The following is a 25939-nucleotide window of genomic DNA, read 5'->3' on the forward strand; positions in this document are numbered from 1 at the left end:
CGAAGCAGGCTTGATGACTCACCTCACAAGGTATGCCTTGTGAGGTGAGAATGAAGGCGCCCGCCAAGCGACTGCAAGCCAGCTTCTATGCCACGGACACAGGGAAGCGGCCTGTGCGGGAATGGCTCATGGAGCTGTCGCCGGAAGACCGGAAAGCCATCGGCATGGATGTTGCCACGCTGGAATTCTGCTGGCCGGTCGGCATGCCCAAATGATCCTCGATCAGGGGGATCAAGGGCCTCTATGAGATCCGCTCCAATATCTCATCGGGACGGATTGCCCGCGTGTTCTTCGTCCTGGCTGGCAACCAGATGGTGCTCCTGCACGGGTTCATCAAGAAAACGCAGAAGACGCCGGACAAGGAACTCAAAGTGGCGGCAACCCGCATGAAGGAGGTGCAGCGCTATGAAGACTAAGAACCCCCATATCGGCGAAAGCTTCGAGAGCTTCCTGCGCGAGGACGGCATTTACGACGAGGTCACGACGACTGCCATCAAGCGGACCCTCGCGCTCCAGATCGAGCACGAGATGGCCGCGCAGAAGATCTCCAAATCCGAGATGGCCCGACGCATGAAAACGAGCGCGACCCAACTCAGCCGTCTGCTCGACCCGAACAACGACCGGATTCAGCTCGACACGCTGGTGAAGGCGGCATCCGCCGTGGGCAAGCATCTGGCCGTGAGCCTGGTCTGAGTTGGAATCCCCTTGGCGCAGGGCGACGCCTGCGTGTCGCGCCTAAGCTCGCGTCGGGCCGGCCGGCTCTGCACCATGCCCACGCTCACCCTGGACCCGCCCGGATCGATGTCCCGATATTCAGTCTTCTCCCTCGTCCGCAACGCGCTGTCGCACCACGAAGGCTGGCAGAAGGCGTGGCGTTCGCCCGATCCCAAGCCCGCCTATGACGTGGTCATCGTCGGCGGCGGCGGCCACGGCCTGGCCACCGCCTATTACCTGGCGAAGGAGCACGGCATCACCAATGTCGCGGTGCTGGAGAAGGGCTGGATCGGCGGCGGCAACACCGGCCGCAACACCACCATCGTCCGCTCCAACTATCTCTACGACGCCTCGGCTTTCATCTACGAGCACGCGCTGAAGCTGTGGGAAGGCCTGTCGGCCGACCTCAATTACAACGTCATGTTCAGCCAGCGCGGCGTGATGAACATCTGCCACGACCCGCATGAGGCGCGCGAGCTGATGCGCCGGCTGCATGCCAACCGGCTGAACGGCATCGACAGCGACTGGCTGACCCGCGAGCAGGTGCTGGAGTTCTGCCCGGCCCTCAACCCGGACCCGACCATCCGCTTCCCGGTCTATGGCGGCACGGTGCAGCGCCGGGCCGGCACGGCGCGGCACGATGCCGTCGCCTGGGGCTATGCCCGCGGCGCCGACAGCCGCGGCGTCGACATCATCCAGAACTGCGAGGTCACCGGCTTCCGCACCGAGCAGGGGCGCGTCGTCGGGGTCGAGACCACGCGCGGCTACATCGGCGCCGGCAAGGTCGGCGTGGTGGCGGCCGGCCACAGCTCGGTGCTGGCCAACCTCGCCGGCTTCCGCCTGCCGCTGGAGAGCCACCCGCTGCAGGCGCTGGTGTCCGAGCCGATCAAGCCGGTGATCGACTGCGTCGTCATGTCGAATGCGGTGCACGCCTATGTCAGCCAGTCCGACAAGGGCGAGCTGGTGATCGGCGCCGGCATCGACGGCTACGTCTCCTATTCCCAGCGCGGCGGCTTCGCGGTGATCGAGGAGACCCTGGCGGCGATCGTCGAGATGTTCCCGATCTTCAGCCGCATGCGCATGCTGCGGCAATGGGGCGGCATCGTCGACGTGGCGCCGGACGCCAGCCCGATCATCGGCAAGACCCCGGTCGAGAACCTGTTCATCAACTGCGGCTGGGGCACCGGCGGCTTCAAGGCGACGCCCGGCTCGGGCCATGTCTTCGCCCACACCGTCGCCCGCGGCGAGCCGAACGCCATCGCGGCGCCCTTCGCGCTGGACCGCTTCAGCTCCGGCGCGCTGGTGGCCGAGCACGGCGCCGCCGCCGTGGCGCACTGAGGACCCCGCTGATGTTCCTGATCGACTGCCCCTGGTGCGGCCCGCGGGACCAGCGTGAGTTCCGCTGCGGCGGCGAGGCCCATATCCGGCGCCCGGCCAACCCGGCCGAGCTGAGCGATGCGGAGTGGGGCGACTACGTCTTCATGCGCTCCAGCCCCAAGGGGCTGCACTATGAGCGCTGGGTCCACATCCATGGCTGCCGGCGCTGGTTCAACGTCGCCCGCAACACCGCGACCGACGAGATCCTGGCGGTCTATGGCCCCGGCGACCCGCCGCCGGCGATCGACGGCCAGTCCATCCCCACCCCGTCCGGCGAGCCGGCGCGGGGCACCGCCAACGCGCCGCTGGTCGATCCCGCCAGCGCTTCCGGCTCGCAGACCCCATGACCCAACGCTTCCGCCTGGTCGGCCGCGGCGCCGATATCGACCGCACCCAGGGCGTCGCCTTCGCCTTCGACGGCACGTCCTATCGCGGCTATGAGGGCGACACGCTGGCCTCGGCCCTGCTGGCCAACGGCGTCCACCTGATGGGCCGCAGCTTCAAGTACCACCGGCCGCGCGGCGTGATCTCGGCCGGGCCGGAGGAGCCGAACGCGCTGGTCCAGCTGGGGCCGGACGCGGCGCGGACCGACCCGAACAGCCGCGCCACCCAGGTCGAGCTGTTCGACGGGCTGGTGGCGCGCAGCCAGAACCGCTGGCCGTCGCTGCGCTTCGACTTCAATGCGATCAACGACGTTTTCGCGCCGCTGATCCCGGCCGGCTTCTACTACAAGACCTTCATGTGGCCGCGCTCGCCCAAGGCCTGGATGGTCTATGAGCGCTTCATCCGCAAGGCCGCCGGCCTCGGCGTCTCGCCGCGCCAGCCCGATCCCGACCGCTACGATCATATGAACGTCCATTGCGACGTGCTGGTGGTCGGCGGCGGCATCGCCGGCCTCGGCGCCGCCCTGGCCGCGGCCCGTGCCGGTGCCCGGGTGATCCTGGCCGAGGACCAGCCCCGCTTCGGCGGCTGGCTGCGGTCGGAGCCGACGGCGTCGGTCGGTGACACAGGCGCGCTCGACTGGGTCGCGGCGACGGTGGCCGAGCTGGCGTCGATGCCCGATGTCCGGGTGCTGCCGCGCACCACCGCCTTCGGCTATTACGGCCACAATTGGCTGGGCCTGCTGGAGCGCGCCAGCGACCACATCGCGCCGCATGCGGTGCCGGTGGGCACGCCGCGGCAGCGGCTGTGGAAGGTGCGGGCCAAGCAGGTGGTGCTGGCCACCGGTTCGATCGAGCGCAGCCTGGTGTTCGCCGAGAACGACCGGCCCGGCATCCTGCTGGCCGGCGCCGCCCGGTCCTATCTGAACCGTTGGGGCGTCAAGGTCGGCGAGAAGGTCGTGGTCGCCACCGGCGACGACAGCGCCTACGCCACCGCGCTGGACCTCGCCGCTGCCGGCGTCGCCGTGCCGGCGATCGTCGACACCCGGCCGGATCCGGACGGGCCGCTGGTGCGGGCGGCGCGGGCCGCCGGCCTGCCGGTCTATTCCGGCCATGCCGTGGTCGGCACCTCCGGCCGCCTGCGGGTGAACGAGGTGCGGCTGATGCCGCTGGCCGCCGACGGCCAGTCGGTGCGGCGCGGCGCCGAGACCACCATTTCCTGCGACGCGGTCGCCATGTCCGGCGGCTGGAACCCGGTCCTGAACCTGCAGTCGCAGTCGCGCGGCAAGCTGCGCTGGGACGAGGCGCGGTCGACCTTCATGCCCGGCCAGTCCTTCCAGGCCGAGCGCTCGGCCGGCGGCTGCGCCGGCACGCTGCGCTTCGCCGATGCGCTGCAGGAGGGCCTGGTGGCCGGCGCCGCCGCGGCCTCGGCTGCCGGGCTGTCCCCGCTGCCGGTGCCGGTGCCGCCGGTCGAGACCGCGCAGGAGGAGCCGCAGGCCAGCGACGACCGGCCGCTGTGGTACGTCCCGTCGGACCGTCCGGCCAATTCCGTGCGCGCCTTCGTCGACTTCCAGAACGACGTCACTGCCAAGGACCTGCGGCTGGCGCTGCGCGAGGGCATGGTCTCGGTCGAGCACGTCAAGCGCTACACCACGACGGGCATGGCCACCGACCAGGGCAAGACCGGCAACGTCAACGCGTTGGGAATCGTCGCCCAGACCATGGGCAAGACCATTCCGGAGATCGGCGTCACCACCTTCCGCCCGCCCTATACCCCGGTCACCTTCGGCGCCATCGCCGGGCGCGGGGTGAAGGCGTTGTACGCCCCGATCCGCCGCACCCCGATGCACGGCTGGGCCGAGAAGCACGGCGCGGTGTTCGAGAATGTCGGCGGCGGCTGGAAGCGCGCCTGGTACTTCCCGAAGCCGGGCGAGGACATGCACGCCGCGGTGAACCGCGAGGTCAAGGCAGCGCGCACCTCGGTCGGCGTGATGGACGCCACCACCCTCGGCAAGATCGACGTCCGCGGGCCGGACGCGGCGGAGTTCCTGAACCGCGTCTACACCAACGCCTGGGCCAAGCTGGCGATCGGCGGCTGCCGTTACGGCCTGATGCTGGGCGAGGACGGCATGGTCAAGGATGACGGCGTCACCACCCGCCTCGCCGACGACCATTTCCACATGACCACCACCACCGGCGGCGCCGCCAACATCCTCGCCTGGCTCGAGGAATGGCTGCAGACCGAATGGCCGGACCTGAAGGTGTTCCTGACCTCGGCCACCGAGCAATGGGCGGTCGCCACCATCTCCGGCCCGAAATGCCGCGAGCTGCTGTCGCGCCTGACCGACATCGACCTGTCGAACGAGGCCTTCCCGCATCTCACCATGCGCGAGGGCACCGTGGCCGGGCTGGCGGCGCGGGTGTTCCGCATCTCCTTCACCGGCGAGCTGTCCTACGAGATCAACGTCCCGGCCGCCTACGGCCTGGCGCTGATGGAGGCGATCGAGCGGGCAGGGCAGGGGCTGGACCTGGTGCCCTATGGCACCGAGGCGATGCACGTGCTGCGCGCCGAGAAGGGCTTCATCATCGTCGGCCAGGAGACCGACGGCACCACCACGCCGGGCGACCTCGGCATGGACTGGATCGTCGGCAAGAAGAAGCCGGACTTCATCGGCAAGCGCTCGCTCGACCGGGCGGACACGGCCAGGGCCGACCGCAAGCAACTGGTCGGCCTCCTGACCGACGACCCGAAGCTGGTGCTGGAGGAGGGGGCGCACATCATCGATGCCTCAACACTAGTGGGGGCCACCCCGGGCGCCCCGCCGGTGCCGATGCTGGGCCATGTGACCTCGAGCTACTGGAGCCCGAACCTGGACCGGTCGATCGCGCTGGCGATGGTCAAGGGCGGCTCGGGCCGGCTCGACGGCACCGTCCACATCGCCATGCCCGACCGCACCATTGCCGCCCGCGTGGTGAAGCCGGTCTTCGTCGACCCCGAGGGAGGGCGCCTGCATGCCTGACACCGTGTCCCTCCAGGCCGGCACCCCGGCCGCGACCCCCGTCCGGCGCTCGGCGACCGCGGGGCTGGTCCGGCCGCTGGTGGCGCCGGCCAACCCCGGACTCCGGCTGGCCGAGATCGCGCATGAGGCCAAGCTGAACCTGCGCGGCGACCTGGCCGATCCCGGCTTCGGCGCGGCCGTGGCCGAAGCCCTCGGGCTCGACCTGCCGGCGCGGCCGGGCATCGCCGCGGCCGAGGGCGTCGCGGCGCTGTGGCTCGGCCCGACCGAATGGCTGGTGGTCGGCGGGGTGGACCGCGAGGCCGACCTCGCCGCCCGGCTGCAGGGCGCGCTGGCCGGCCGCCATGCCGCCGTCACCAACGCCACCGACAACTGGACGGTGATCGCGCTGGCTGGGCCGAAGGCGCTGGACGTGCTGGCCAAGGGCTGCCCGCTGGACCTGCATCCCCGCGCCTTCCCGGCCGGGTCGGTGGCGCAGAGCATGGTCTGCCACGCCGACGTCATCCTGCACCGCACCGACGATGCGGACGGCGCGCCGCGGCTGCGGATCTACGTCCGCCGCTCCTTCGCCCAGTATCTCTGGGACTGGCTGGCCGATGCGGCGCTGGAGTATGGGGTGGGCGAGGGCTGAAACGTCGCGCCGGAGCCCTTTGCGTTGCCTCTCCCGCCTGGCGGGAGAGGTCGGGCGTCCGCAGGACGACCGGGTGAGGGCTGGCCCGGGCCTCGACAAAGAGCCCTCACCCGGAGCCGCTTCGCGTCTCCGACCTCTCCCGCAAGCGGGATCTTTTCAGAATAGCTGAACCCGCTCCTTTCTAGTCCCCCCTCCCGCGAAGGTGTATGGACCGGGGAGATGGTGAACAGGTGTTCGGGGACATGGTGAACACTTACGGCATGAGGCGAAGGAGGCCGTATGCCGTTTCGGGAGTGTTCGCGCATGTCGCAACGGGAAGAGTTCTGCCGGCTGGCGCTGAGGCCGGATGCGAACATATCGGAGCTGTGCCGTCGGTTCGGTGTCGGTCGGACAGCAGGGTACAAATGGCTGGAGCGCTATCGGGAGGAAGGAGCCGAGGGCTTGGCGGAGCGGTCGCGTCGGCCGCGAGGCAGTCCGGGGAAGACACCGGCGGAGCTGGAGGCGCGGGTGCTGGCGGAGCGTGCGGCGCATCCGGCCTGGGGCGGCCGGAAGATCCGCCGAGTGCTGGAGCGGGAGGGACTTGTGCCGCCGGCGGTCTCGACGATCACCGAGATTCTGCGGCGGCACGGGAAGCTGGACGGTCCGCGGGCGGGGGAGCGGCGCGACTGGGTGCGGTTCGAGCATGCGGCGCCGAACGACCTGTGGCAGATGGACTTCAAGGGCCACTTCGCGCTGGAGGCGGGGCGCTGCCATCCGCTGACGGTGCTGGACGACCACTCCCGCTATTCGCTGGAGATCGGCGCCTGCGGCAACGAGACGAGCGAGACCGTGCAGGAGCGACTGGTCCGGGTGTTCCGACGCTACGGCCTGCCCTGGCGGATGCTGATGGACAATGGCCCGCCCTGGGGCACGGGCGGGTCGGCGCAGTACACGGTGCTGACCGTCTGGCTGCTCGACCTGGGCGTCGCGGTGAGCCACGGCCGGCCCTACCATCCCCAAACCCAAGGCAAGGACGAGCGCTTCCACCGCACGCTCAAGTCCGAGGTGCTCGACGGCTACCGGTTCCGGGACCTCACCCAGGCCCAGGCCGCCTTCGATGCCTGGCGCGAGGTCTACAACACCCACCGGCCGCACCAGGCGATCGAGCTCGAGACGCCTTCCAAGCGCTACCAAGTGAGCCCGCGCACAATGCCCGAGGCCATCACCCCGCCCGACTACGAGCCCGAAGCCCAGATCCGCAAGGTGCAGGACACCGGCTGGATCAGCTTCAAAGGGCAGAAGATCAACTGCTCGAAGGCCTTCGCCGGCCGCCACGTCGCACTGCGCGCCACCGACACCGACGGCCTCTTCGATCTGTGCTATCGCAGCCATGTTCACCATGTCCCCGAACAGGTGTCCACCATCTCCCCGGTCTAAACACCCGCGAGGGGAGGGGGGACTCTTTTTTCTTTCCGTCGATGTCGTTGCTGGCGTTCAGGATGGCCCGGGGGTCATTCTGAAAAGGTCCCGCAAGCGGGAGAGGCAATGTGTAGAGCCGATGGCACTTTGGGACCACGATCGCGGGTGGACATAGCGCTCATCCCGGACGACCCTCCTCTCCCAACGCCGCCGTGACTCGCGGCGATCCAAAAGCCGGAGGAACGCCCCATGCCCGAGACGAAGTCCTATGACGGCGGCTGCCATTGCGGCGCCGTGCGCTACCGGGCCGAGACCGACCTGGCGCAGGTGCTGAGCTGCAACTGCTCGCATTGCCAGAAGCGCGGCCTGATGCTGACCTTCGTCACGCCCGACCATTTCACCTTGCTGTCGGGCGGCGACGGGCTGGCCGACTACCAGTTCAACAAGAAGGTGATCCATCACCTGTTCTGCCCGACCTGCGGCATCGAATCCTTCGCCCGCGGCCGCAAGCCGGACGGCACCGAGATGGTCGCGATCAATGTCCGCTGCCTGGACGGCCTCGACCTCACGACCGTGACCACGATCCCGATCGACGGCCGCAGCCACTGATCCTTCTTACGGTGCCGGGGAGGTCCTCATGAATCTCGCGACCAAGCTGCGGCAGCGCGCTGCCGAGGGCCGCCCGGTCCGGGTCGGCCTGATCGGCGCCGGCAAGTTCGGCTCGATGTTCCTGGCGCAGCTGCGCACCACCATCGGCCTGCATCTGCTGGGCGTGGCCGACCTGTCGGCGGAGCGGGCGCGCCAGGCGATGGTCAACACCGGCTGGGATGTCGAGGCGGCCCTGGCCTCATCCTTCGACGACGCCCGCAAGACCGGGCGGACCCATGTCACCGAGGATGCCGAGGCGCTGATCCGCGCCGACGGGCTCGACGTCGTGGTCGACGCCACCGGCAGCCCGGCCGCCGGCATCCGCCACGCGCTGCTGTCGGCCGAGAACGGCCGCCACATCGTCATGGTGAATGTCGAGGCCGATGTGCTGGCCGGCGCCTGGCTGGCCGAGCAGTTCCGCCAGGCAGGGCTGGTCTACAGCCTGGCCTATGGCGATCAGCCGGCGCTGGTCTGCGAGATGGTCGACTGGGCCGAGACCTGCGGCTTCCGGGTGGTGGCCGCCGGCAAGGGCACCAAGTACCTGCCGAGCTATCACCAGTCGACGCCAGACACGGTCTGGGGCCATTTCGGCATCACCGATGAGGAGGCGCGGACCGGCGGCATGAACCCGCAGATGTTCAACTCCTTCATCGACGGCACCAAATCGGCGATCGAGATGGCGGCGATATCCAATGCCACGGGGCTGGCAGCGCCGCGCGACGGCCTGCTGTTCCCGCCGGCGGGGGCGCATGACCTCGCCCGGGTGCTGCGGCCGCGCGAGGCCGGCGGCGTGCTCGAACGCCGCGGCATGGTCGAGGTGGTGACCAGCCTGGAGCGCGACGGAAGGCCGGTGGTCAACGACCTGCGTTGGGGTGTCTATGTGGTGTTCGAGGCCGGCGACGACGATGCACGCGCCGCCTATACCCGCCGCTGCTTCCGCGAATATGCGATCACCACCGATCCTTCCGGCCGCTACGGCGCGCTGTACCGCACGGTGCATTTCATCGGCCTCGAGCTCGGGGTGAGCGTCGCCTCGGCGGCGCTGCGGCACGAGGCGACCGGCAGCCCGACCGGGTTCCGTGCCGATGCGGTCGCCGTGGCCAAGAAGCCGCTTGCCGCCGGCGAGGTGCTGGACGGCGAGGGCGGCTACACGGTCTGGGGCCGGCTCATGCGGGCGGAGGATTCGCTGGCGGCGGGCGCCCTGCCGATCGGCCTCGCCCACAAGGTCCGGCTGCTGCGGCCGGTGGCGGCCGGGCAGGTGGTGCGCTGGGACGACGTCGCGATCGAGGAGACCGAGGCGGTCCGCATCCGCCGGGCGATGGAGGCGGGGACAACGAACGTCGCTGCAGCCTGACGCGCGATGCGCCTCTGCCGTTCCCTTGCGTTCAAGTTAAAATCAAGCAGCAATCGGGTTGGTCGAAGATGTCGCCAGTAGGATGGGAGGCACTCGGGCAGTGGGGTGCAGACGTGGCTCGCCTCGAGCCGCTCGCTGGCGGAGTTGCCAATGACGTGTGGAGCGTGCGTATCCACGGGCACCTCGCGGTTGGTCGTCTCGGTGCCAGGAGCGACGCTGATCTCGCGTGGGAGACCGAGCTCCTCCAACACCTCGACCGTGCGGGGCTGACCGTGCCAGTGCCAATCCCGACGACGGATGGCCGGCTGTTCGCGGATGGTCTGGTGGTGATGACATATGTGGAGGGCGGACCGCCCGAGACGGCGGCCGATTGGCGTCGCGTGGCCGACACGCTCCGCCGGCTGCATCGGTTGACGCAGGGCTGGCCGCAGCGCCCAGGCTGGCGATCGTCGACCGACCTCCTGCACGCCGAGACCGGGACGAAGATCGACCTCGCCGCGATGCCGCCCGAGGGCGTTGCCCGATGCCGGGCCGCGTGGGCGCGGCTCATCGGACGTCGGACATGCGTCGTCCACGGCGACCCCAATCCTCGCAACATCCGCATGACCGCAAATCGCGTGGCGCTGATCGACTGGGACGAATCGCATGTCGACGTCCCCGACCTCGACCTGGTTCTGCCCCACAACGCCGCCGGTCTCGACGGCGGCGCACATGACATCGCCGCGCAAGCGTCGGCCGCATGGCAAGCCGCCGTCTGCTGGGACGACGAATACGCAATCAAGCGGCTTGCCGAAGTTCGAGCGGTCTGAGGAGCGGCAGTGAATCGAGGGGCCGCGCCGAATGCCGGATTCTCCGGCGCCTCCTGGTCCGTGACTCGATCTTCGTCGAGGGCTGGCATTCGGCAAATGCGCTGCGGGTCTAATAATTAGCATCCTAATAAATTCCCCATGTCCAATACCCCTTCCACCGCGCGGGACGATTTCGGGTTCCGCCTGTTCCTCATCGCCCGGGCGTGGCGGCGCGAGGTCGACGAGACGCTGGGCCGCTACGGGCTCAGCGACGCCACCTGGCAGCCGCTGCTGCACGTCTTCCGCCTCGGCGAGGGCATCCGGCAGCGTGACCTGGCGGAATCGCTCGGGATCGAGGGGCCGTCGCTGGTCCGGCTGCTCGATTCGCTGGAGAGCCAGGGGCTGATCGAGCGGCGCGAGGACGAGTCCGACCGCCGCGCCAAGGCGGTGCACCTGACCGAGGACGGCCGCACCCTGGTCGAGGGCATCCGCGGCGTCGCGGCCGAGGTGCGCGAGCGTCTGCTGGCTGGCGTCCCCGACGAGGATATGATGCTCTGTCTCGGCCTGCTGGGCCGGATCGAGGGCAACATCGCCGCCGGCCGGCCGGCGCCGGAGGGTGGCCGCTAGGCCCGTCGAGGACGCGATATGGACTGGCCGACCTGGCGTGACGGCGTGTTCTCGCTGCGCACCTTCTGCGCCGCGATCCTCGCCGCCTGGATCTCGCTGCAACTGAACCTGTCCTCGCCCGGCACGGCGATGCTGACTGTCTACATCGTGTCGCAGCCGCTGACCGGGATGATGCTGTCGAAGAGCGTCTACCGCGTGCTCGGCACCGCCGCCGGGGTGCTGGCCAGCGTCACCTTCGTCGCCCTGTTCGCCCAGGCGCGCGAGCTGTTCGTGCTGGCCAGCGCGCTGTGGTTCGGCTGCTGCATCTACGTCTCGGTGATGCTGCGTGACGCGCCCGGCGCCTATGCCCCGCTGCTGGCCGGGTACACCGCGGCGATCATCGGCTTCCCGGCAATCACCGCGCCGCTGACCGTGTTCGACATCGCCACCAACCGCTGCGTCGAGATCCTGCTGGCGATCTCCTGCGCCGGGGTGCTCAGCGCCGTCGTGCTGCCGCGTCCGGTCGGCCCGGTGCTGCTGGGCCGGATCGAGGCGCTGCTGGCGGCGACGGCGGCATGGGCGGTCGGCATCCTGCGCACCGAAGGCACGGAGGAGCCGCCGCAGGCGGACCGCGCCCGGCTGATCGCCGATGCGGTGGCGCTGGAGACGCTGCGCGCCCACGCCGTGTTCGACACAAGGGCGATCCGCCTGGCCAACGACGTCGTGCGCCAGCTGCAGGGGCGGCTGTTCACCTTCCTCGCCGTGCTGGTGTCGATGCAGGAGCGCGGGCGGCTGCTGCGCTTCCGCGACCCGGCGCGGTGGCAGGCGATCCGCCCGGCCTTCGAGGCGGTGGCGCGGATCACGGACCGGTCGCTGGGACCCGCCCAGCCGGATGACGACGACAGCATCGGCGCCGCCCGGCGCCTGATCGACTCGCTGCAGCCGACGCTGGAGGAGCTGCGGCAGAGCCAGACCGCCATGATCGTGCGCATCCTGCTGGACCGGCTGCAGGACGTGCTGACGCTGCGCGACGACTGCCGCCGGCTGCGCGACCATGTCGCCGCCGGCACCCGGCCGCGCGCCATGCGGTCGGCGCCGTCGCTCAGCCGGCATCGCGACCAGGCCGCCGCCATCATGGCCGGGATCACCGCCTGCATCGCGCTGGTGGTCAGCTGCAGCTTCTGGATCCTCACCGCCTGGCCCAACGGCGCCGCCGCCGCGACCATCCTGGTGGTGGTGTTCGGCTTCTTCTCCGGCGCCGATGAGCCTGCACTGCCGGCCAAGGAATTCCTGCGGATGGCGGTGGTCGCCTTGGTCATCTACCTGATCTATTTCGCGCTGGTGCTGCCCCGGCTCGACGGCTTCGCCATGCTGGCGGCGGCGCTGGCCCTGGTGCTGGTGCCGGCCGGCAGCCTGATGTCGGTGCCCAAGGTCGGCACCTCGGCGCTGCTGCTGTGCATCAACTTCCTGACCATGCTGTCGCTGTCCGACCGCGCCTCGCTCGACTTCGCCGGCGCGGTCAACAACGGCCTCGCCACCCTGGCCGGCATCGCTCTCGCCGTGCTGCTGTTCCGGCTGACCCGGCCGTTCGGCGTGCGCTGGATGGCGCAGCGCTTCGTCACCGGCATCATGGCCGACCTGGCGCGCATCGCCTCGGACACCGACCTGTCGCAGGCCGAGTTCGAGAGCCGGATGTTCGACCGCATCAACGGGCTGTTCTCGCGGCTCGACCATGCCGCGCCCGGCGACCGGCCGATCCTGCACGGCAGCCTGGCCAGCCTGCGCGTCGGCCACAACATCATGATCCTGCGCCGCCTCTCCCCCCGGCTGCCGCCGCCCGGGGCCAGGGCAGTGGATGCGGCGCTGACCGCGCTGGCCGCGCATTTCGGCCAGGCCTGGCGTCGGCGCAGTGCCAGCGGCCCCGAGGCGACGGCGGCGCTGGCCCGGGCCGGTGAGGCGCTGCAGGGACTGGACACCGACCGCAACACCGTCGCCGCCCTGGTCTCGGTCACCGCGATCTGGGCGACCCTGTCCTTCCAGTCCGAGTTCTTCGCCATGCCGCGGGCCGATGGCCCGGCCCTCATCCGCGACCTGATTGTGCCGACATGATCAAGGAAATCGACCTCGCCGGCCTGTACCTGTCGCCGATGCTCGGCTACCTGCTGGTCGCGCTGGCCATCACCGGGCTGCTGCGCTTCGTCCTCGGGCGCATCGGCGCCTATCGCTGGATCTGGCATCCGGCGCTGTTCGACCTGTCCGTGCTCGTGATCATCATGACCGCCCTTGTCGCGCTGACGATGTGAGGGAAAGACATATGAAGTACGCAACCCTCGCGCTCCGCGTCGTCATCACCCTGGTCATGGCGGCCGGTGCCGTCGCCGCCGGCGTGCTGCTGTGGCAGTACTACATCGACAGCCCCTGGACCCGGGACGCGCGGGTGGCGGCGGAGATCGTGCTGGTGGCGCCGGACGTGTCCGGCCTCGTCACCCAGCTGCACGTCGTCAACAACCAGGAGGTGCGCAAGGGCGATGTCCTGTTCGTGATCGACCCGGACCGCTTCACTTTGGCGATCCAGCGCGCCCAGGCCACGCTCGACAGCCAGATGGCGCAGGCCGACCAGCTGGAGGCGGATGCCGCGCGCCGGGCCAAGCTCGGCCTCAACGCCATCTCGGTCGAGGCCCAGCAGCAGGCGGAATCGGCGGCCAGGGCGGCCCGGGCGGAGGTGGACCAGGACCAGGCGGCGCTGGACACGGCGAAGCTGGACCTCGAACGCGCCACGGTCCGGTCGCCGGCCAACGGCTACATCTCGACGCTGATCCTGCGCCAGGGCGACTACGCCGCGGCGGGCAAGCAGGTGATGGCGATCGTCGACTCCGACAGCTTCCATGTGCGGGGGTATTTCGAGGAGACGAAGATCCCGCGCATCCGGCCGAACGACAAGGTCGAGATCCGGCTGATGGGCGTCTCGACGCCGCTGGAAGGCCATGTCGAGAGCATCGACCGCGCCATCGCCGACCGCGAGATCGCGCTCAATCCGACCTTCCAGATCGTCGACGTGAACCCGACCTTCAGCTGGGTCCGCCTGGCCCAGCGCATCCCGGTCCGGATCGCCATCGACAAGGTGCCGGACGGCGTTCTGCTGGCCTCCGGCATGACCGCCACGGTCGAGGTGCTGCCGGCGGCGGAGGAAAGGGCGGCGGCGAAGTAGGGGAGGCCGGTCACGTCTTGTCGTTGTCTATACTGATTTTGATATAAGTGGCTTGGCATGACGACGCCGGTTGTCTTCCTCGGAGACTCCCAGGATCGCCTTCGGGAGTTTCCGGACACGGCGCGTCGCGAGGCCGGTGTCGAGCTGCGCCAAGTCCAGCTCGGCTGGACTCATCGGATTGGAAGCCGATGAAGACGATCGGGCTTGGCGTTCGCGAGATCCGCATTCGCGACAAAGCCGGAGCGTACCGAGTGATTTACGTCGTCAGGCGGAGCGAGGCGGTCTACGTGCTCCATGCGTTTCAGAAGAAGACGCAGCAGACCGCGAAGAAGGATTTGGACCTGGCTGCTGCACGGTTGCAGCAGATCTGATGGGGCTGCCATGGAACGCCAGAGCTTCGACAATATCTGGGATGCGCTGGAGGACACGGCGGCCGAATCCGCGAACATGACGATGCGGTCGGATCTGCTGATCGCGCTCCGCCAGCAGGTGCAGGGCTGGGACGTCACCCAGGCCGAAGCCGCCCGGCGGCTCCAGATCACGCAGCCGCGGCTGAACGACCTGCTGCGTGGCCGGATCAGCAATTTCAGCCTGGATGCGCTGATCAATCTCGCAAGCCGCGCCGGGCTGACGGTCCGCCTCGACATCACCGAAGCAGCCTGAACTAGGGCACCTACTCCGCCGCCTGTTCCTCCTCGCCCAGGAAGCCGCCGGACTGGCGGCGCCACAGCGAGGCGTAGTGGCCGTTGGCCTTGAGCAGCTCCTCGTGGCTGCCGATCTCGACGATGCGGCCGCGGTCCAGGATCACCAGCCGGTCCATCCGGGCGATGGTCGACAGCCGGTGGGCGATGGCGATCACCGTCTTGCCCTCCATCAGGTCCTCGAGCTGCTCCTGGATCGCCGCCTCGACCTCGGAATCGAGCGCCGAGGTCGCCTCGTCCAGGATCAGGATCGGCGCGTTCTTCAAGACCACCCGGGCGATCGCCACGCGCTGGCGCTGGCCGCCGGACAGCTTCACGCCACGTTCGCCGACATGGGCCTCGTAGCCGCGCCGGCCGCGCCAGTCCTCGACATCCAGGATGAAGTCGTGGGCATGGGCCTGCTTGGCCGCGGCCACCACCTCCGCCTTGGTCGCGGTCGGCCGGCCGTAGTTCAGGTTCTCGAAGATCGACCGGTGCAGCAGCGAGGTATCCTGGGTCACCACCGAGATCTGCTCGCGCAGGCTCTCCTGCGTCACCCCGGCGATGTCCTGGCCGTCGATCAGGATGCGGCCGCGCTCGAGGTCGAAGAAGCGCAGCAGCAGGTTGACCAGCGTCGACTTGCCGGCGCCGGAGCGGCCAACCAGGCCGATCTTCTCGCCCGGGCGGATGTCGAGGTTCATGTTCTCGATCACGCCGCCCGGCCGGCCGTAGTTGAAGCTGACCTGGTCGAAGCGGATGCCGCCCGCGGTCACCTTCAGCCGCTTGGCGTCCGGCTTGTCGACCAGGCGCAGCGGGTTGGCGATCGAGATCATGCCCTCCTGCACCACGCCGATATTCTCGAAGATCGTGGTCACCTGCTGCGCCACCCAGCCGGCCATGTTGACGATCTGCCAGGTCAGCGGCAGGACCATGGCGACGGCGCCCAGCGCCACCTGCCCCTGGCGCCACAGGACGATGGCGATGGCCGCGGTCGACACCACCAGTGTCGCGTTGGTGGTCGACAGGCACAGGTTGAACAGGGTGATCAGCCGCAGCTGGCCGCGGAAGATCGTGGTGTGGCCGTCCACCGCCTCGCGGACGTACTCGTCCTCCTCCTTCGCCCGGGCGAACAGCTTCACGGTCAGGATGTTGGTGTAGCTGTCGACGATCCGGCCGGTCAGCAGCGACCGCGCCTCCGACATCTCCAGCGAGCGCTGCTTCAGCCGCGGCACGAAATAGGTCAGGAGCAGGATGTAGATCGCGAACCAGGCCATGGTCGGCAGCGCCAGCCACAGATCGGCGCTGGCCAGCAGCACCAGCGCGCTGGTGCCGTAGACCGTCAGGTACCAGACCGCGACGATCGAGGTCACCGTGCTGTCGCGCAGGGCCACGCCGGTCTGCATCACCCGGTTGGCGATGCGGCCGGCGAAGTCGTTCTGGAAGAAGGTCCAGCTCTGCCGCACGACATGCCAGTGGCTCTGCCACCGGACCAGGTTGGTGAAGCCCGAGGCGATGATCTGGTTGGTGATCAGCGCCTGCAGGAACAGGGCGGCGGGGCGGCACACCAGCAGCACCGCCGCCATGCCGGCCAGCAGGTGCCAATGGTCGGCGAAGAGGGCATCGGGCGAGACGGTGCCGAGCAGGGTGACGACCCGGCCGATGAACACCGGGATCAGCGCGTCGAGCAGCGCGACGGTCAGCCCGGCGCCGAGCAGGGCGGCGTAGTACCAGCGGACCTGCCGCAGGAAAAACCAGTAGAACCGCAGCAGGTTGCCCGGCGGCTGGCCAGGCATGCCCGTGGCGGTCGGCAGCACGCGGGCTTCAAAAAAGCGGAACATGGGGAGGGCTTCCGGCGGGCGTTTCTTCTTTGGGCGGCAGAATTACAGCCTGCGCCGACAAAACGGCGGCGAAAAGACCGGACAATTGGACGCAGGAATTCGTTCAGTGCAGGGCTCGCGTCATTTTCGTCTGTGCGCGCGGTCACTGGCGGCCCGGCGCCAGCCTCTAGAATCGCCGCCATGGATGCAGGGGCGCGGCCGGATCGTCCGGCCGCGGCATCCGAAGTGGTGGTTGATATGAAGTACATCATCGTGCCGATTCTGGTGGCGCTGGCCGGATGGGGCATCCGGCCAGCCTTGGCCGACGCCATCCATGACGCGCTCGGCCGGGCCGGCTCGGCCTACGGCAGCGGCGACTGTGGCCCTTCGAAGCTGACGTGATCGGCGGGCGAGGGGCCTCGGCCCCTCGCCCTCGACCTCAGGCCGCCCGCGCCAGCGCGGCGACGACGCTGTCGATCGGTTCCCGGCCGCGGCGCGGCTCGGCTGCCGGATCGCTGGCGAAATCGACATGGCCGCTGTTGAGGCCCCGCATCATCTCGGTGAAGCCGGCGATGCTGCGGGCCGAGAAGCCGCCATGCGACAGGGCCTCGGCCCAGCCGGCCGCCAGCCGGGCGCTGGGTCGGCTGCGCCGGCTGCTGGCCGACCGGATCGTGGTGCGGACGCCGCAGGGGCTGGAGCTGACGCCGCGGGCCGCCGCCCTGGCCGAGCCGGTGGCGCGGCTGCTGGACGGTGCCCGGGCGATCGTGGCGCTGGCGGCCTTCGATCCGGCGACGGCCCGCGGCCGCGTCACCATCGTCGGCGTGGATTACACCACCCTGCTGGTGATGCCTGCTTTGGTGGCGCGACTGTCGCGCCTGGCGCCGGGACTGGATCTGGAGATCCCGCCTTTGGCCGGCGACCATGCCGAGCTGATCGCGGCGGATACCGCCGACCTGGCGCTCGGCGTCTACGACACGCTGCCGGCCGGCTTCTTCCGCCGGGCGCTGTACGACGAGGACCTGGTCTGTGCCGTCCGCCGCGGCCATCCGGTGATTGCGGCGGGGCTGACGCTGGAGCGCTTCGCCGCCCTGTCGCATCTGCTGATGATCATCACCGGCCGCGGCGAGGCACCGGTCGACGTGGCGTTGGCCCGGCATGGGCCGACCCGGCGGGTGGCGCTGCGGATGCCGCATTTCATCGCCGCGCCGATGCTGGTGGCCGAGAGCGACATGATCCTATCGCTGCCGCGCCGGCTGGCGCGCCGCATCGCCGCCACCGCGCCGATCGAGGTGCTCGAACTGCCGCTCGAGATCGAGCCCTTGACCGTGTCGATGATCTGGCACGAGCGGCGGCAGGACGACCCGGCCCATGCCTGGCTGCGCCGGCAGATGGCGGAGGCCGCGCGCGAGGCAACCCGGGATTGAGCGCGGAGAGTACGCGCCGGGCGGGCACCGTCGGTGTCAGAAATCCGAGCAGCGGCCGTTGACGTCCCAGTCGCCGTAGCGGGTCGGCTCCAGCCCCTTGGGGCCGCCGATCTCGCCCGGCTTCTGCGGCACGATCTCGACCGGCGCGCCGGTGCGCGGGTCGATGCGCTCCGCCAGTTCCTCGGGCGACAGGGGCTTGGCGGCTGGGGTCTGTGTCTCGCTCATTGCCTGGATATGGCGAGGCGGGGCCGCGGAGTCCAGGCTTGATCGGAAGCGGGCCGGGGCCATTTCATCCCGGGACGAGACCTAAGGAGGACCTGATGTCGGGCTATATCCGCACGGCGATGCTGCTGGCGGCCCTCACCGCGCTGTTCATGGCAGCGGGCTGGCTGCTGGGCGGGCGGGGCGGAATGATGATCGCGCTGCTGGTGGCGGTGGGCATGAACCTGTTCGCCTACTGGAACGCCGACAAGATGGTGCTGCGCATGCACAATGCGCGGGAGGTCGATGCCCGCACCGCGCCCGACTTCTACAACCTCGTCGCCCGGCTGGCCGAGCAGGCGCAGCTGCCGATGCCGCGGGTCTACATCATCGACACCGACCAGCCGAACGCCTTCGCCACCGGCCGCAACCCGCAGAACGCCGCGGTCGCCGCCACCACCGGCATGCTGAGCCGGCTGTCGGCGGAGGAGGTGGCGGGGGTGATGGCGCATGAGCTGGCGCATGTCCGCAACCGCGACACGCTGATCATGACGATCACGGCGACGATCGCCGGCGCGCTGTCGATGCTGGCCAATTTCGGCCTGTTCTTCGGCGGCGGCGACAACCGCAACAACCCGCTCGGCTTCATCGGCGTGATCCTGACCGTGATCCTGGCGCCGCTGGCCGCCATGCTTGTGCAGATGGCGATCAGCCGGTCGCGCGAGTACGAGGCCGACCGGGTCGGGGCCGAGATCTGCGGCCGGCCGCTGTGGCTGGCTTCGGCGCTGGAAAAGATCGAGGCGTTCTCGAAGCGGATCGACTACGTTGCGGCGGAGCGGAATCCCGCCACCGCCCATATGTTCATCATCAATCCGCTCCACGCCCATGCGGTCGACAGCCTGTTCTCGACACACCCCAAGACTGCCAACCGCGTCGCCGCGCTGCAGCGGATGGCGGGCGTCGCCTCGGCCCAGGGCCGCGGGCCGTGGGGGTAAAGATTTGATTCTCCCCCTCCCCGGGGGTAGGGGGAGGGGGCCGTCGAGCGAAGATCACCGGCGCTTCAGACCTGGTCGACTCATCGCTTCGTCCCATGCTTGTGGGCATCGCTATCCCGTCGTGACCCCCCTCCCCCTGCCCCCTCCCGCGAGGGGAGGGGGAGGATCTAAAGCATCCGTTCCGGCGCATCGGAGGCATTGTCCATGACCGCCGAGGCCGCCGCCGTTCCCCGCACAAGCTCGCGAGGCCCGATCTTCGGGTGGTGCCTCTACGACTGGGCGATGAGCGCCTTCAACACGGTCATCGGCACCTTCGTCTTCTCGGTCTATTTCACCAAGGGCATCGTCGGCGACGCCGACCACGGCGCGGCGCTGTGGGGTGTCGCCGTCGGCACCGGCGGCATCGTGGTGGCGCTGCTCAGCCCGGTGCTGGGCGCGGTCGGCGACCATGGCGGGCGGCGCAAGGCCTGGCTGGCCGGCTGCGTCGCGGCGGCGGTGGTGCCGACGGCGCTGCTGTGGTTCATGGCGCCGGACCCGTCCTGGATCGTGCCGGCGATGCTGCTGGTCGGCCTCGCCTCCATCGCCTTCGAGCTGTCCTACGTCTTCTACAACGCCTTGCTGATCGACGTGGCGCCGCCGGGGATGCTCGGCCGCGTCTCCGGCTGGGGTTGGGGCCTCGGCTATTTCGGCGGGCTAGTGTGCCTGGTGATCGCGCTGTTCGGGCTGATCGGCTTCGGCGGCGCCGCGCCGCTGCTGCCGCTGCCGGCGGTGGACTCCGCCGGCCCGCGCGCCACCGGGCCGCTGGTGGCGCTATGGTGGGTTGTGTTCGCCCTGCCGCTCCTGCTGCTGGTCCGCGAAAAGCCGGGCGGCGCCCCGATCGGGGCCGCGATCCGCCGCGGACTGGCCGATCTCTGGCGCACGCTCAAGTCGCTGCCGGAGCAGGGCAACCTGGTGCGGTTCCTGGTCGGCAGCGCGATCTACCGTGAAGGCTTCAACATGCTGTTCGCCTTCGGCGGCATCTACGCCGCGGGCGCGCTGGGGCTCGATTTCGGCCAGCTGGTGCTGTTCGCGATCGGGCTCAACGTCACCTCCGGCATCGGCTCGATCCTGTTCGCCTGGGTCGACGACGCGATCGGGTCGAAGCCGACGATCCTGGTCTCGATCATCGGGCTCGTCCTTCTCGGCGTGCCGATCATTCTGGTCACCGATCCCTATTGGTTCATCGGTCTCGCCCTGGTGCTGGGCCTGTTCCTCGGGCCGGCCCAGGCGGCCAGCCGCACCCTGATGGGCCGGATGGCGCCGCCAGGCGGCGAGGGCGAGGCCTTTGGGCTTTACGGCCTGACCGGCCGCGCCACCGGCTTCCTCGGCCCCTGGCTGTTCGCCGGCGCCACCGCCCTCTTCGCCACCCAGCGCGCCGGCATGGCGACGGTCATCGCCCTGTTCGCGCTCGGCGGGCTGATCGTGGCGACGGTGCGGGAACCGGCACGGGGCTGATACATACAATTTGACAGATCTGCCGGCCTCCAGGACTGTTGTCGGAATTCTCGGGAGTCATTTTCAGATGTCGATTGCCGATGGGGCACCCCGGGACGGGGCGCGTCGGTTACGACGGCAGCCGCTTCGGGATCGGCTTTCTGTTTTTGAAGACGGTGCTGCTGTCGCTAATGACGCTGGGCGTCTACAACTTCTGGGGCCGGACGGAGATCCGGCGGGCGGTCTGGAATGCCGTCAGCGTCGACGGCGAGCGCTTTGAATACACCGGCACCGGTCAGGAGCTGCTCTTCTGCTTCCTCAAGGCCATCGCTCTCCTGATCGCCATCGGCCTGGCGTTGCTCGTCCTCGGCTGGGCGAGCGTGCTGGTGCGTTCCGGGCTGGGGCTGCAACTGGTGCTTGCGGCGGTCTATCTGATCCTGGCAGTGCTTGCGGTCGCCGCGGTCCATCTTGCCATGCGCTACCGCCTGTCGCGCACGCTGTGGCGCGGCATCCGCTTCGGCCTCGACGGCACGACCGGCCGCTTCGTCCTGTGTACCATCGGCTACTCGCTGCTGACGGTGGCGACGCTCGGCATCTGCCTGCCGCTGCTGCGGACCTGGCAGGCCCGGACCATGGTCGACAACACGCGCTACGGCACCGTGCCGTTCCACATGGAGGCGCGAGGGGCGACGCTGATCTGGCCCTGGGTGCTGACCCTATTGCTGGCCGTGCCGACGCTGGGCATCTCGCTGGTGTGGTACCGGGTGCGGGAGTTCCGCACCTGGTCCGCCAGCATCAACGTCGCCGGGCTGACGCTGGACAGCCGCCTGCGCCTCGGCGACGTGCTGGGGCCGGCGATCCTGCTCACGGTCATCACGGTGGTGTTCTTCGTCGCCCTGCTGTTCCCGACCATCATCGAATGGCTGGAGGTGTGGCGGACGCGCATGCCGCGGCCGGGCGCCAACTCGGCCTCCGTCGTCGGCATCGGGATCTATGTGGCGCTGGCGCCGACGATCAATTTCATCGTGCTCGGCCACACGGTGCTGAAGGCGAGCTGCGAGACCCTGGCGATCGGCGGCGCACTGGACGCCGGCCCGCGCCTCAGTGCCGGAAATGCCGGCGGCCGGTGAACACCATGGCGATGCCGGCCTGGTCGGCAGCGTCGATCACCTCGCGGTCGCGCATCGAGCCGCCGGGCTGGATCACTGCGGTGGCGCCGGCTTCGACCAGGGCCAGCAGGCCGTCGGCGAAGGGGAAGAACGCCTCCGACGCCGCCACCGACCCGGCGATGCGCGAGCCGGTCTCTCCCGCGGCCTTGGCGGCCTCGGCCGACTTCGCCACGGCGATCTTGACGCTGTCGACCCGGCTCATCTGCCCGGCGCCGATGCCGACCGTGCTGCGGCCCCTGGCGAAGACGATGGCGTTGGAGCGGACATGCTTGGCCACCTGGGTGGCGAACAGCAAATCCTCGATCTGCGCCGGGGTCGGCGCCTTGCGGGTCACCAGCTTCAGCTCCGACGCCGCCGGCGCCGCATCGTCGCGGGTCTGGGTCAGGAAGCCGCCGGCGACGCTGCGCAGGATGCGGCGGCGCTGCGCCGGGTCCTGCATGCCGCCGGTCTTCAGCACCCGCAGATTGGCCTTGCCGGCGAAGACGGCGGCGGCCTCCGGCTCGACGTCCGGGGCGATCACCACCTCGGCGAACAGCGCGGTGATCGCCTGGGCCGTGGCGGCATCGATCGGCCGGTTGGCGGCGATGATGCCGCCGAAGGCGCTGATCGGGTCGCAGGCCAGCGCCTTGGCATAGGCCTCGCCGAGCGAGCCGGCGACGGCGACGCCGCAGGGGTTGGCGTGCTTGACGATGACGACCGCGGGCTCGGTGAATTCCGACACCGCCTCGAAGGCCGCGTCGGCGTCGAGGATGTTGTTGTAGCTCAGCTCCTTGCCCTGAACCTGTTCGGCCGTGGCCGGGCCGGGCACCGATGGGCCGCTCAGATACAGGGCGGCGGCCTGGTGCGGGTTCTCGCCGTAGCGCAGCGTCTCCGCCAGCTTGCCGGACAGCGACAGGCGCGGCGGGAAGGTCTCGCCCTCGACCTCGGCGAACCAGCCGGCGATGGCGGCGTCATAGGCGGCGGTGCGGGCGAAGGCGGCGGCGGCGAGGCGGCGGCGGGTCGGGCCCAGCGTGCCGCCATTGGCCGCGATCTCCAGCCGCAGCGGCTCGTAGTCGACCGGCGAGGTGACGACGGCGACGAAGGCGTGGTTCTTGGCCGCGGCGCGGGTCATCGCCGGGCCGCCGATGTCGATGTTCTCGATGCCGTCTTCGAAGCTGGCGCCACGCGCGATCGTCGCCTCGAACGGGTACAGGTTCGACACCAGCAGGTCGATCGGCGCGATGCCGTAATCGGTCATCGCCTCGAGATGCTCGTCGCTGTCGCGCCGGGCCAGCAGGCCGCCATGGATCTTCGGATGCAGGGTCTTGACCCGGCCGTCCATGATCTCGGGGAAGCCGGTATGGGCCGACACCTCCTTGACCGGGATGCCGGCGTCGGCCATCGCCTTGTAGGAGCCGCCGGTCGACAGGATCTCGACCCCGCGATCGGCCAGGAACCGGGCGAACTCGACGATGCCGGTCTTGTCGGAGACGGAGATCAGCGCGCGGCGGATCGGCAGGGCGGCTTCGGTCATGGCAGGCTCCGGGGGCAGAAGTGGCCCGTCTTTAGACCCGGCTGGACGGGATGTCGACCCGTCTAGCGCGAAGCGGCGCGGTCTTCCAGCCAGCGGACGGCGAAATCCGTCATCTCGGCCGCCGGAACCAGAACCGAGGGCGCGTCGCCGATGCTGCCGCGAATGCCGCCGCCCGCGGCCAGGAAATCCTCGACCACGGTGCCGAAATAGCCTTCCGGCAGCCCGTCGACGACGGGGTCGGAAGTGTCGAACTCCTCGATCCGGCGCCAGACCTTTCGCCCCGCGACCAGGATCGGGGTCTCGTAGCGGACGACGCGCTTGCCGGGGATCCGGGCCAGGTGCTCGGCATGGTGCAACAGGCTCATCGCATCGAGCGGGGCGCCGAGCATCAGCACCTTGCCGCGGGCCTGCACCAGCTTGGCGAAGGGGGAGCGCTCGCCATAGCCGTAGTCGAGGGCATGATCGGCCGTGAACCAGTCGGCCCGGCCGCCGACCGCGGCGAAGGAGGCGCCGGGATTGGCGCTGCGCCGAGCGCCCGGCCGGGTGCGCACCAGCTCGGCGATGGCGCCGTTGGCGCGGCGGGCGCGGGACGCAGCCGGATCGAAGGGCGGGATATCGTCGCGGATCTCCGCGGGGACGGTGCCGTCATCGTCCAGCAGGTCATGATAGTCGTCGCTCCAGTCGGTGTAGACCAGGATCGTGCCGCCCGGGCCGAGCACGTCGTGCAGGGCGTCGATCAGCGCATCGGGCCCGCCGAGGATCCGGCCGGCCGAGCGAAGGGCGGCATGCACCATCACCGAATCACCGGCCCCGAGGCCGATCTGGCGAAGCTGGGCGGCCAGCGCCCGCCGGGTGTGGATCTGCGCAGTCAATCGCGCCTCTAGGCCAGCCGGCGCTCGCGGCGCAGGATCCATTGCACGCCGGTGCTTTCCGCCCCGACCTCGCCCCAGATCACCACCTGGGTCGTCTTGCGGCGGTCGGTGCCGCGGCCGGCATAGATGCCTTCCTCCAGCGCCACCTCGCCGCCATAGCCGCGCAGCCGCCAGCCGTCGCCGCCGGGCAGACGGATGATCACCGAGCTGCCGCCCTGCACCGGCGACAGCTGCAGCGCCGGGTGCAGGTGGAAGCGGATGGCGAAGGGCAGGCCGCGGGCGGTGTCGGTCTCGGCGAACAGGATGTCCTCGCCGCGCAGCTCGTCGCCATTGGCCGACAGCTCCAGCCGGCGGCGGTGGATCAGCCCCAGCGCCTCGCGGTAGCCGTCGTGCCAGGCGTCGATCAGCACCGATTGCGGCGTCTCCTGCCGGTCGACCTCGATGCCATGCGGCCGCTTGCCGATGCCGGCGTCGCGCAGGATCTCGGCCGAATCGCGGCCGGCGACGCTGAGCGTGGAATGGGCCGGCGTGCCGCGCAGCGCGGTGTGCCAGGCGCTGTCCTCGGCACTGCCGCGGCCGGGCCAGGCGCCGCAATTGACGATCATGCGCTCGCGCCCGACCGACATCTCGAAGGACAGCAGCCCGGCATGGGCGCCGTCATCCGCGCCGGCCGGCGGCGGCGCGCCGACGTCGAGCAGCAGCAGGGTGCGGCCGGCCATCGCCCGCTCGAAGCCGCTGTGCCGCGCGCTCTTGGGCGCCCGGGCCTTGGAATCGGCCTGGGACAGGACGGCGTCGATCAGCACCGGCTCGCCCTCCTGCGCGTCGTTGAACAGGGCGAAGCCGCCGTCGCCATGGCGCAGCAGGCGCAGCGCCGGGGCCATCCGGTCGATCGCCAGGTGCAGCGCGTCGGGCACATGCGCCTGGGCGGCGCGGAAGGCGGCGCGGATGTCGATCAGCTGGCGCAGCACGGTCAGGTGCACCGCCGGGTTGCGCTGGATGTGGCCGCCATCGGGCAGGATCTGGCGCGGCAGGCACTTGCCGAGGATGCGCTGGGCCTGGTCCAGCCGCGGCCGGCCCTGGGGCAGGGCGACAGCGCCGTAGACCAGCCCGCGCACGGTCTGGATCTGGCGCGGGTCGATCGGGTCGCCGTCGGCGACGCGGGTCAGGTGGCGCAACTGCCGCGACAGGCTGGCGAAGACGCGGGTGCGGAAATCGTCATCGGCGCTGGCGCAGAAGAAATCGTGGGCGCCGAGCCAGCTGGCGATGCGCTGGCCCAGGATGTCCGGCTGCCAGGTCAGCGGATGCCAGCGGTCGTAGCGCTCGATCCAGTGGTCGATCAGCCGCCGCGCCTGGCGCCGGGCCTGGTCGCCGCCGGCCGCGCGCAGGTCGCGCAGCCATTCGAAGCCGTGCAGCGCCGCGATGAAGTCGGGGGCGGCGCCGAACGGTTCCCACGGCGCGGCCGTGGCCGCCTCATAGGTCTGGCCGCCCAGCCGGTAGGTCCCGGCGATCAGGGCTGTGCCGCGCTCGGCATCGCCCGGCCAGGGATCGGGCGGCACCATCAGCAGGTCGCGCGGCCCCTTGCGCCCGAGCGCCACGGAGTAGAGCGGGTTCGAATAGGCGAACCGCGCCAGCTGGTCCTGGACGTTGCGGGTGAGGCTGCGCGGGCTCCGCATC

At 70.0% G+C, this 25939-nt stretch carries 27 protein-coding genes; 22 read left to right on the plus strand and 5 right to left on the minus strand.

What is annotated here, in order from left to right:
- Positions 1–50 precede the first annotated feature (50 nt).
- From QFZ27_RS16700 to QFZ27_RS16780, 17 genes are all read left to right on the plus strand, one after another.
- Positions 51–215 (plus strand): hypothetical protein, encoded by a 165-nt coding sequence (locus QFZ27_RS16700; protein ID WP_429227503.1) that lies wholly within the window; start codon positions 51–53, stop codon positions 213–215.
- A 15-nt stretch (positions 216–230) separates the two neighbouring features.
- Positions 231–416, plus strand: a complete 186-nt coding sequence (locus QFZ27_RS16705) for a type II toxin-antitoxin system RelE/ParE family toxin (RefSeq protein ID WP_429232466.1) — start codon at positions 231–233, stop codon at positions 414–416.
- Positions 406–693 (plus strand): helix-turn-helix domain-containing protein, encoded by a 288-nt coding sequence (locus tag QFZ27_RS16710; RefSeq protein WP_429227504.1) that lies wholly within the window; start codon positions 406–408, stop codon positions 691–693. Before QFZ27_RS16705 ends, QFZ27_RS16710 begins: the two co-directional genes overlap by 11 nt.
- 108 nt (positions 694–801) lie before the next feature.
- Positions 802–2052: a sarcosine oxidase subunit beta family protein gene (locus QFZ27_RS16715; protein ID WP_429227505.1), complete on the plus strand. Its 1251-nt coding sequence runs from the start codon at positions 802–804 to the stop codon at positions 2050–2052.
- Between the two features lie 11 nt (positions 2053–2063).
- Positions 2064–2438, plus strand: a complete 375-nt coding sequence (locus QFZ27_RS16720) for a sarcosine oxidase subunit delta (RefSeq protein ID WP_429227506.1) — start codon at positions 2064–2066, stop codon at positions 2436–2438.
- The gene (locus tag QFZ27_RS16725) at positions 2435–5491 is read left to right on the plus strand and encodes a sarcosine oxidase subunit alpha family protein (protein WP_429227507.1); all 3057 of its coding nucleotides are present in this window, start codon (positions 2435–2437) and stop codon (positions 5489–5491) included. Before QFZ27_RS16720 ends, QFZ27_RS16725 begins: the two co-directional genes overlap by 4 nt.
- Positions 5484–6119 (plus strand): sarcosine oxidase subunit gamma, encoded by a 636-nt coding sequence (locus tag QFZ27_RS16730; protein WP_429227508.1) that lies wholly within the window; start codon positions 5484–5486, stop codon positions 6117–6119. The genes QFZ27_RS16725 and QFZ27_RS16730 overlap by 8 nt, the downstream gene beginning before the upstream one ends.
- 279 nt (positions 6120–6398) lie before the next feature.
- Positions 6399–7535: an IS481 family transposase gene (locus QFZ27_RS16735; protein WP_429227509.1), complete on the plus strand. Its 1137-nt coding sequence runs from the start codon at positions 6399–6401 to the stop codon at positions 7533–7535.
- Between the two features lie 231 nt (positions 7536–7766).
- Complete coding sequence (locus QFZ27_RS16740; RefSeq protein ID WP_429227510.1) at positions 7767–8126, plus strand: GFA family protein; 360 nt, start codon at positions 7767–7769, stop codon at positions 8124–8126.
- A gap of 28 nt (positions 8127–8154) precedes the next feature.
- Positions 8155–9519 carry an NAD(P)H-dependent oxidoreductase gene (locus QFZ27_RS16745; protein WP_429227511.1) on the plus strand — a complete coding sequence of 455 codons (1365 nt, stop codon included), beginning with the start codon at positions 8155–8157 and terminating at the stop codon, positions 9517–9519.
- 113 nt (positions 9520–9632) lie between these two features.
- Positions 9633–10328 carry a phosphotransferase enzyme family protein gene (locus tag QFZ27_RS16750; protein WP_429227512.1) on the plus strand — a complete coding sequence of 232 codons (696 nt, stop codon included), beginning with the start codon at positions 9633–9635 and terminating at the stop codon, positions 10326–10328.
- Between the two features lie 138 nt (positions 10329–10466).
- Positions 10467–10934, plus strand: a complete 468-nt coding sequence (locus tag QFZ27_RS16755; RefSeq protein ID WP_429227513.1) for a MarR family winged helix-turn-helix transcriptional regulator — start codon at positions 10467–10469, stop codon at positions 10932–10934.
- 18 nt (positions 10935–10952) lie between these two features.
- A complete protein-coding gene (locus QFZ27_RS16760; RefSeq protein WP_429227514.1) occupies positions 10953–13022 on the plus strand; it encodes an FUSC family protein in 2070 nt (689 codons plus the stop codon).
- Positions 13019–13216 carry a DUF1656 domain-containing protein gene (locus QFZ27_RS16765; RefSeq protein WP_429227515.1) on the plus strand — a complete coding sequence of 66 codons (198 nt, stop codon included), beginning with the start codon at positions 13019–13021 and terminating at the stop codon, positions 13214–13216. The genes QFZ27_RS16760 and QFZ27_RS16765 overlap by 4 nt, the downstream gene beginning before the upstream one ends.
- Before the next feature lie 11 nt (positions 13217–13227).
- Positions 13228–14121, plus strand: coding sequence for an efflux RND transporter periplasmic adaptor subunit (locus tag QFZ27_RS16770; RefSeq protein WP_429227516.1), 894 nt, complete (start codon positions 13228–13230; stop codon positions 14119–14121).
- 47 nt (positions 14122–14168) lie between these two features.
- A complete protein-coding gene (locus QFZ27_RS16775) occupies positions 14169–14492 on the plus strand; it encodes a type II toxin-antitoxin system RelE/ParE family toxin (RefSeq protein ID WP_429227517.1) in 324 nt (107 codons plus the stop codon).
- A gap of 10 nt (positions 14493–14502) precedes the next feature.
- On the plus strand, positions 14503–14784 hold the full coding sequence (locus QFZ27_RS16780) for a helix-turn-helix domain-containing protein (RefSeq protein ID WP_429227518.1): 282 nt from the start codon (positions 14503–14505) through the stop codon (positions 14782–14784).
- Between the two features lie 10 nt (positions 14785–14794).
- On the opposite strand, the gene QFZ27_RS16785 is transcribed toward QFZ27_RS16780, so the two are convergent.
- The gene (locus tag QFZ27_RS16785) at positions 14795–16639 is read right to left on the minus strand and encodes an ABC transporter ATP-binding protein (RefSeq protein WP_429227519.1); all 1845 of its coding nucleotides are present in this window, start codon (positions 16637–16639) and stop codon (positions 14795–14797) included.
- Positions 16640–16876: 237 nt separating this feature from the next.
- On the opposite strand from QFZ27_RS16785, the gene QFZ27_RS16790 reads away from it, so the two are divergent.
- Both QFZ27_RS16790 and QFZ27_RS16795 read left to right on the plus strand, forming a co-directional pair.
- Positions 16877–17020, plus strand: a complete 144-nt coding sequence (locus QFZ27_RS16790) for a hypothetical protein (RefSeq protein WP_429227520.1) — start codon at positions 16877–16879, stop codon at positions 17018–17020.
- Positions 17021–17190: 170 nt separating this feature from the next.
- A complete protein-coding gene (locus tag QFZ27_RS16795; RefSeq protein ID WP_429227521.1) occupies positions 17191–18042 on the plus strand; it encodes a LysR substrate-binding domain-containing protein in 852 nt (283 codons plus the stop codon).
- Positions 18043–18078: 36 nt separating this feature from the next.
- Here QFZ27_RS16795 and QFZ27_RS16800 read toward each other — a convergent pair whose 3' ends face one another.
- On the minus strand, positions 18079–18267 hold the full coding sequence (locus tag QFZ27_RS16800; RefSeq protein WP_429227522.1) for a DUF1674 domain-containing protein: 189 nt from the start codon (positions 18265–18267) through the stop codon (positions 18079–18081).
- Between the two features lie 95 nt (positions 18268–18362).
- Between QFZ27_RS16800 and htpX the strand changes: the two genes are divergently transcribed.
- The 3 genes from htpX to QFZ27_RS16815 all read left to right on the plus strand — a co-directional run bounded on the left by htpX (position 18363) and on the right by QFZ27_RS16815 (position 21841).
- Positions 18363–19238: a zinc metalloprotease HtpX gene (gene htpX, locus QFZ27_RS16805; protein WP_429227523.1), complete on the plus strand. Its 876-nt coding sequence runs from the start codon at positions 18363–18365 to the stop codon at positions 19236–19238.
- Between the two features lie 204 nt (positions 19239–19442).
- Positions 19443–20732 (plus strand): MFS transporter, encoded by a 1290-nt coding sequence (locus QFZ27_RS16810; RefSeq protein ID WP_429227524.1) that lies wholly within the window; start codon positions 19443–19445, stop codon positions 20730–20732.
- 80 nt (positions 20733–20812) lie between these two features.
- A complete protein-coding gene (locus QFZ27_RS16815) occupies positions 20813–21841 on the plus strand; it encodes a DUF898 family protein (RefSeq protein ID WP_429227525.1) in 1029 nt (342 codons plus the stop codon).
- Here QFZ27_RS16815 and purH read toward each other — a convergent pair.
- From purH to QFZ27_RS16830, 3 genes are all read right to left on the minus strand, one after another.
- A complete protein-coding gene (gene purH / locus QFZ27_RS16820) occupies positions 21813–23393 on the minus strand; it encodes a bifunctional phosphoribosylaminoimidazolecarboxamide formyltransferase/IMP cyclohydrolase (protein WP_429227526.1) in 1581 nt (526 codons plus the stop codon). The two genes, QFZ27_RS16815 and purH, sit on opposite strands and share 29 nt — an antisense overlap.
- A 62-nt stretch (positions 23394–23455) precedes the next feature.
- Complete coding sequence (gene aac(3) / locus QFZ27_RS16825) at positions 23456–24265, minus strand: aminoglycoside 3-N-acetyltransferase (protein ID WP_429227527.1); 810 nt, start codon at positions 24263–24265, stop codon at positions 23456–23458.
- Between the two features lie 8 nt (positions 24266–24273).
- Positions 24274–25938 (minus strand): heparinase II/III family protein, encoded by a 1665-nt coding sequence (locus QFZ27_RS16830; RefSeq protein ID WP_429227528.1) that lies wholly within the window; start codon positions 25936–25938, stop codon positions 24274–24276.
- Between the last annotated feature and the right edge of the window lies 1 nt (position 25939).

This window comes from Inquilinus ginsengisoli, from assembly GCF_050434925.1.
Classification (GTDB): domain Bacteria; phylum Pseudomonadota; class Alphaproteobacteria; order DSM-16000; family Inquilinaceae; genus Inquilinus; species Inquilinus ginsengisoli_B.

What these genes read in the sequence shown, in the direction of transcription:
- QFZ27_RS16700 (WP_429227503.1), top strand. Translation starts at nt 51, where the DNA reads ATGAAGGCGCCCGCCAAGCGACTGCAAGCCAGCTTCTATGCCACGGAC.
- QFZ27_RS16710 (WP_429227504.1), top strand. Translation starts at nt 406, where the DNA reads ATGAAGACTAAGAACCCCCATATCGGCGAAAGCTTCGAGAGCTTCCTG.
- QFZ27_RS16715 (WP_429227505.1), top strand. Translation starts at nt 802, where the DNA reads ATGTCCCGATATTCAGTCTTCTCCCTCGTCCGCAACGCGCTGTCGCAC.
- QFZ27_RS16720 (WP_429227506.1), top strand. Translation starts at nt 2,064, where the DNA reads ATGTTCCTGATCGACTGCCCCTGGTGCGGCCCGCGGGACCAGCGTGAG.
- QFZ27_RS16725 (WP_429227507.1), top strand. Translation starts at nt 2,435, where the DNA reads ATGACCCAACGCTTCCGCCTGGTCGGCCGCGGCGCCGATATCGACCGC.
- QFZ27_RS16730 (WP_429227508.1), top strand. Translation starts at nt 5,484, where the DNA reads ATGCCTGACACCGTGTCCCTCCAGGCCGGCACCCCGGCCGCGACCCCC.
- QFZ27_RS16735 (WP_429227509.1), top strand. Translation starts at nt 6,399, where the DNA reads ATGCCGTTTCGGGAGTGTTCGCGCATGTCGCAACGGGAAGAGTTCTGC.
- QFZ27_RS16740 (WP_429227510.1), top strand. Translation starts at nt 7,767, where the DNA reads ATGCCCGAGACGAAGTCCTATGACGGCGGCTGCCATTGCGGCGCCGTG.
- QFZ27_RS16745 (WP_429227511.1), top strand. Translation starts at nt 8,155, where the DNA reads ATGAATCTCGCGACCAAGCTGCGGCAGCGCGCTGCCGAGGGCCGCCCG.
- QFZ27_RS16755 (WP_429227513.1), top strand. Translation starts at nt 10,467, where the DNA reads ATGTCCAATACCCCTTCCACCGCGCGGGACGATTTCGGGTTCCGCCTG.
- QFZ27_RS16760 (WP_429227514.1), top strand. Translation starts at nt 10,953, where the DNA reads ATGGACTGGCCGACCTGGCGTGACGGCGTGTTCTCGCTGCGCACCTTC.
- QFZ27_RS16765 (WP_429227515.1), top strand. Translation starts at nt 13,019, where the DNA reads ATGATCAAGGAAATCGACCTCGCCGGCCTGTACCTGTCGCCGATGCTC.
- QFZ27_RS16770 (WP_429227516.1), top strand. Translation starts at nt 13,228, where the DNA reads ATGAAGTACGCAACCCTCGCGCTCCGCGTCGTCATCACCCTGGTCATG.
- QFZ27_RS16780 (WP_429227518.1), top strand. Translation starts at nt 14,503, where the DNA reads ATGGAACGCCAGAGCTTCGACAATATCTGGGATGCGCTGGAGGACACG.
- QFZ27_RS16785 (WP_429227519.1), bottom strand. Translation starts at nt 16,639, where the DNA reads ATGTTCCGCTTTTTTGAAGCCCGCGTGCTGCCGACCGCCACGGGCATG.
- QFZ27_RS16790 (WP_429227520.1), top strand. Translation starts at nt 16,877, where the DNA reads ATGAAGTACATCATCGTGCCGATTCTGGTGGCGCTGGCCGGATGGGGC.
- QFZ27_RS16795 (WP_429227521.1), top strand. Translation starts at nt 17,191, where the DNA reads ATGCTGCGGGCCGAGAAGCCGCCATGCGACAGGGCCTCGGCCCAGCCG.
- QFZ27_RS16800 (WP_429227522.1), bottom strand. Translation starts at nt 18,267, where the DNA reads ATGAGCGAGACACAGACCCCAGCCGCCAAGCCCCTGTCGCCCGAGGAA.
- htpX (WP_429227523.1), top strand. Translation starts at nt 18,363, where the DNA reads ATGTCGGGCTATATCCGCACGGCGATGCTGCTGGCGGCCCTCACCGCG.
- QFZ27_RS16810 (WP_429227524.1), top strand. Translation starts at nt 19,443, where the DNA reads ATGACCGCCGAGGCCGCCGCCGTTCCCCGCACAAGCTCGCGAGGCCCG.
- QFZ27_RS16815 (WP_429227525.1), top strand. Translation starts at nt 20,813, where the DNA reads ATGGGGCACCCCGGGACGGGGCGCGTCGGTTACGACGGCAGCCGCTTC.
- purH (WP_429227526.1), bottom strand. Translation starts at nt 23,393, where the DNA reads ATGACCGAAGCCGCCCTGCCGATCCGCCGCGCGCTGATCTCCGTCTCC.
- QFZ27_RS16830 (WP_429227528.1), bottom strand. Translation starts at nt 25,938, where the DNA reads ATGCGGAGCCCGCGCAGCCTCACCCGCAACGTCCAGGACCAGCTGGCG.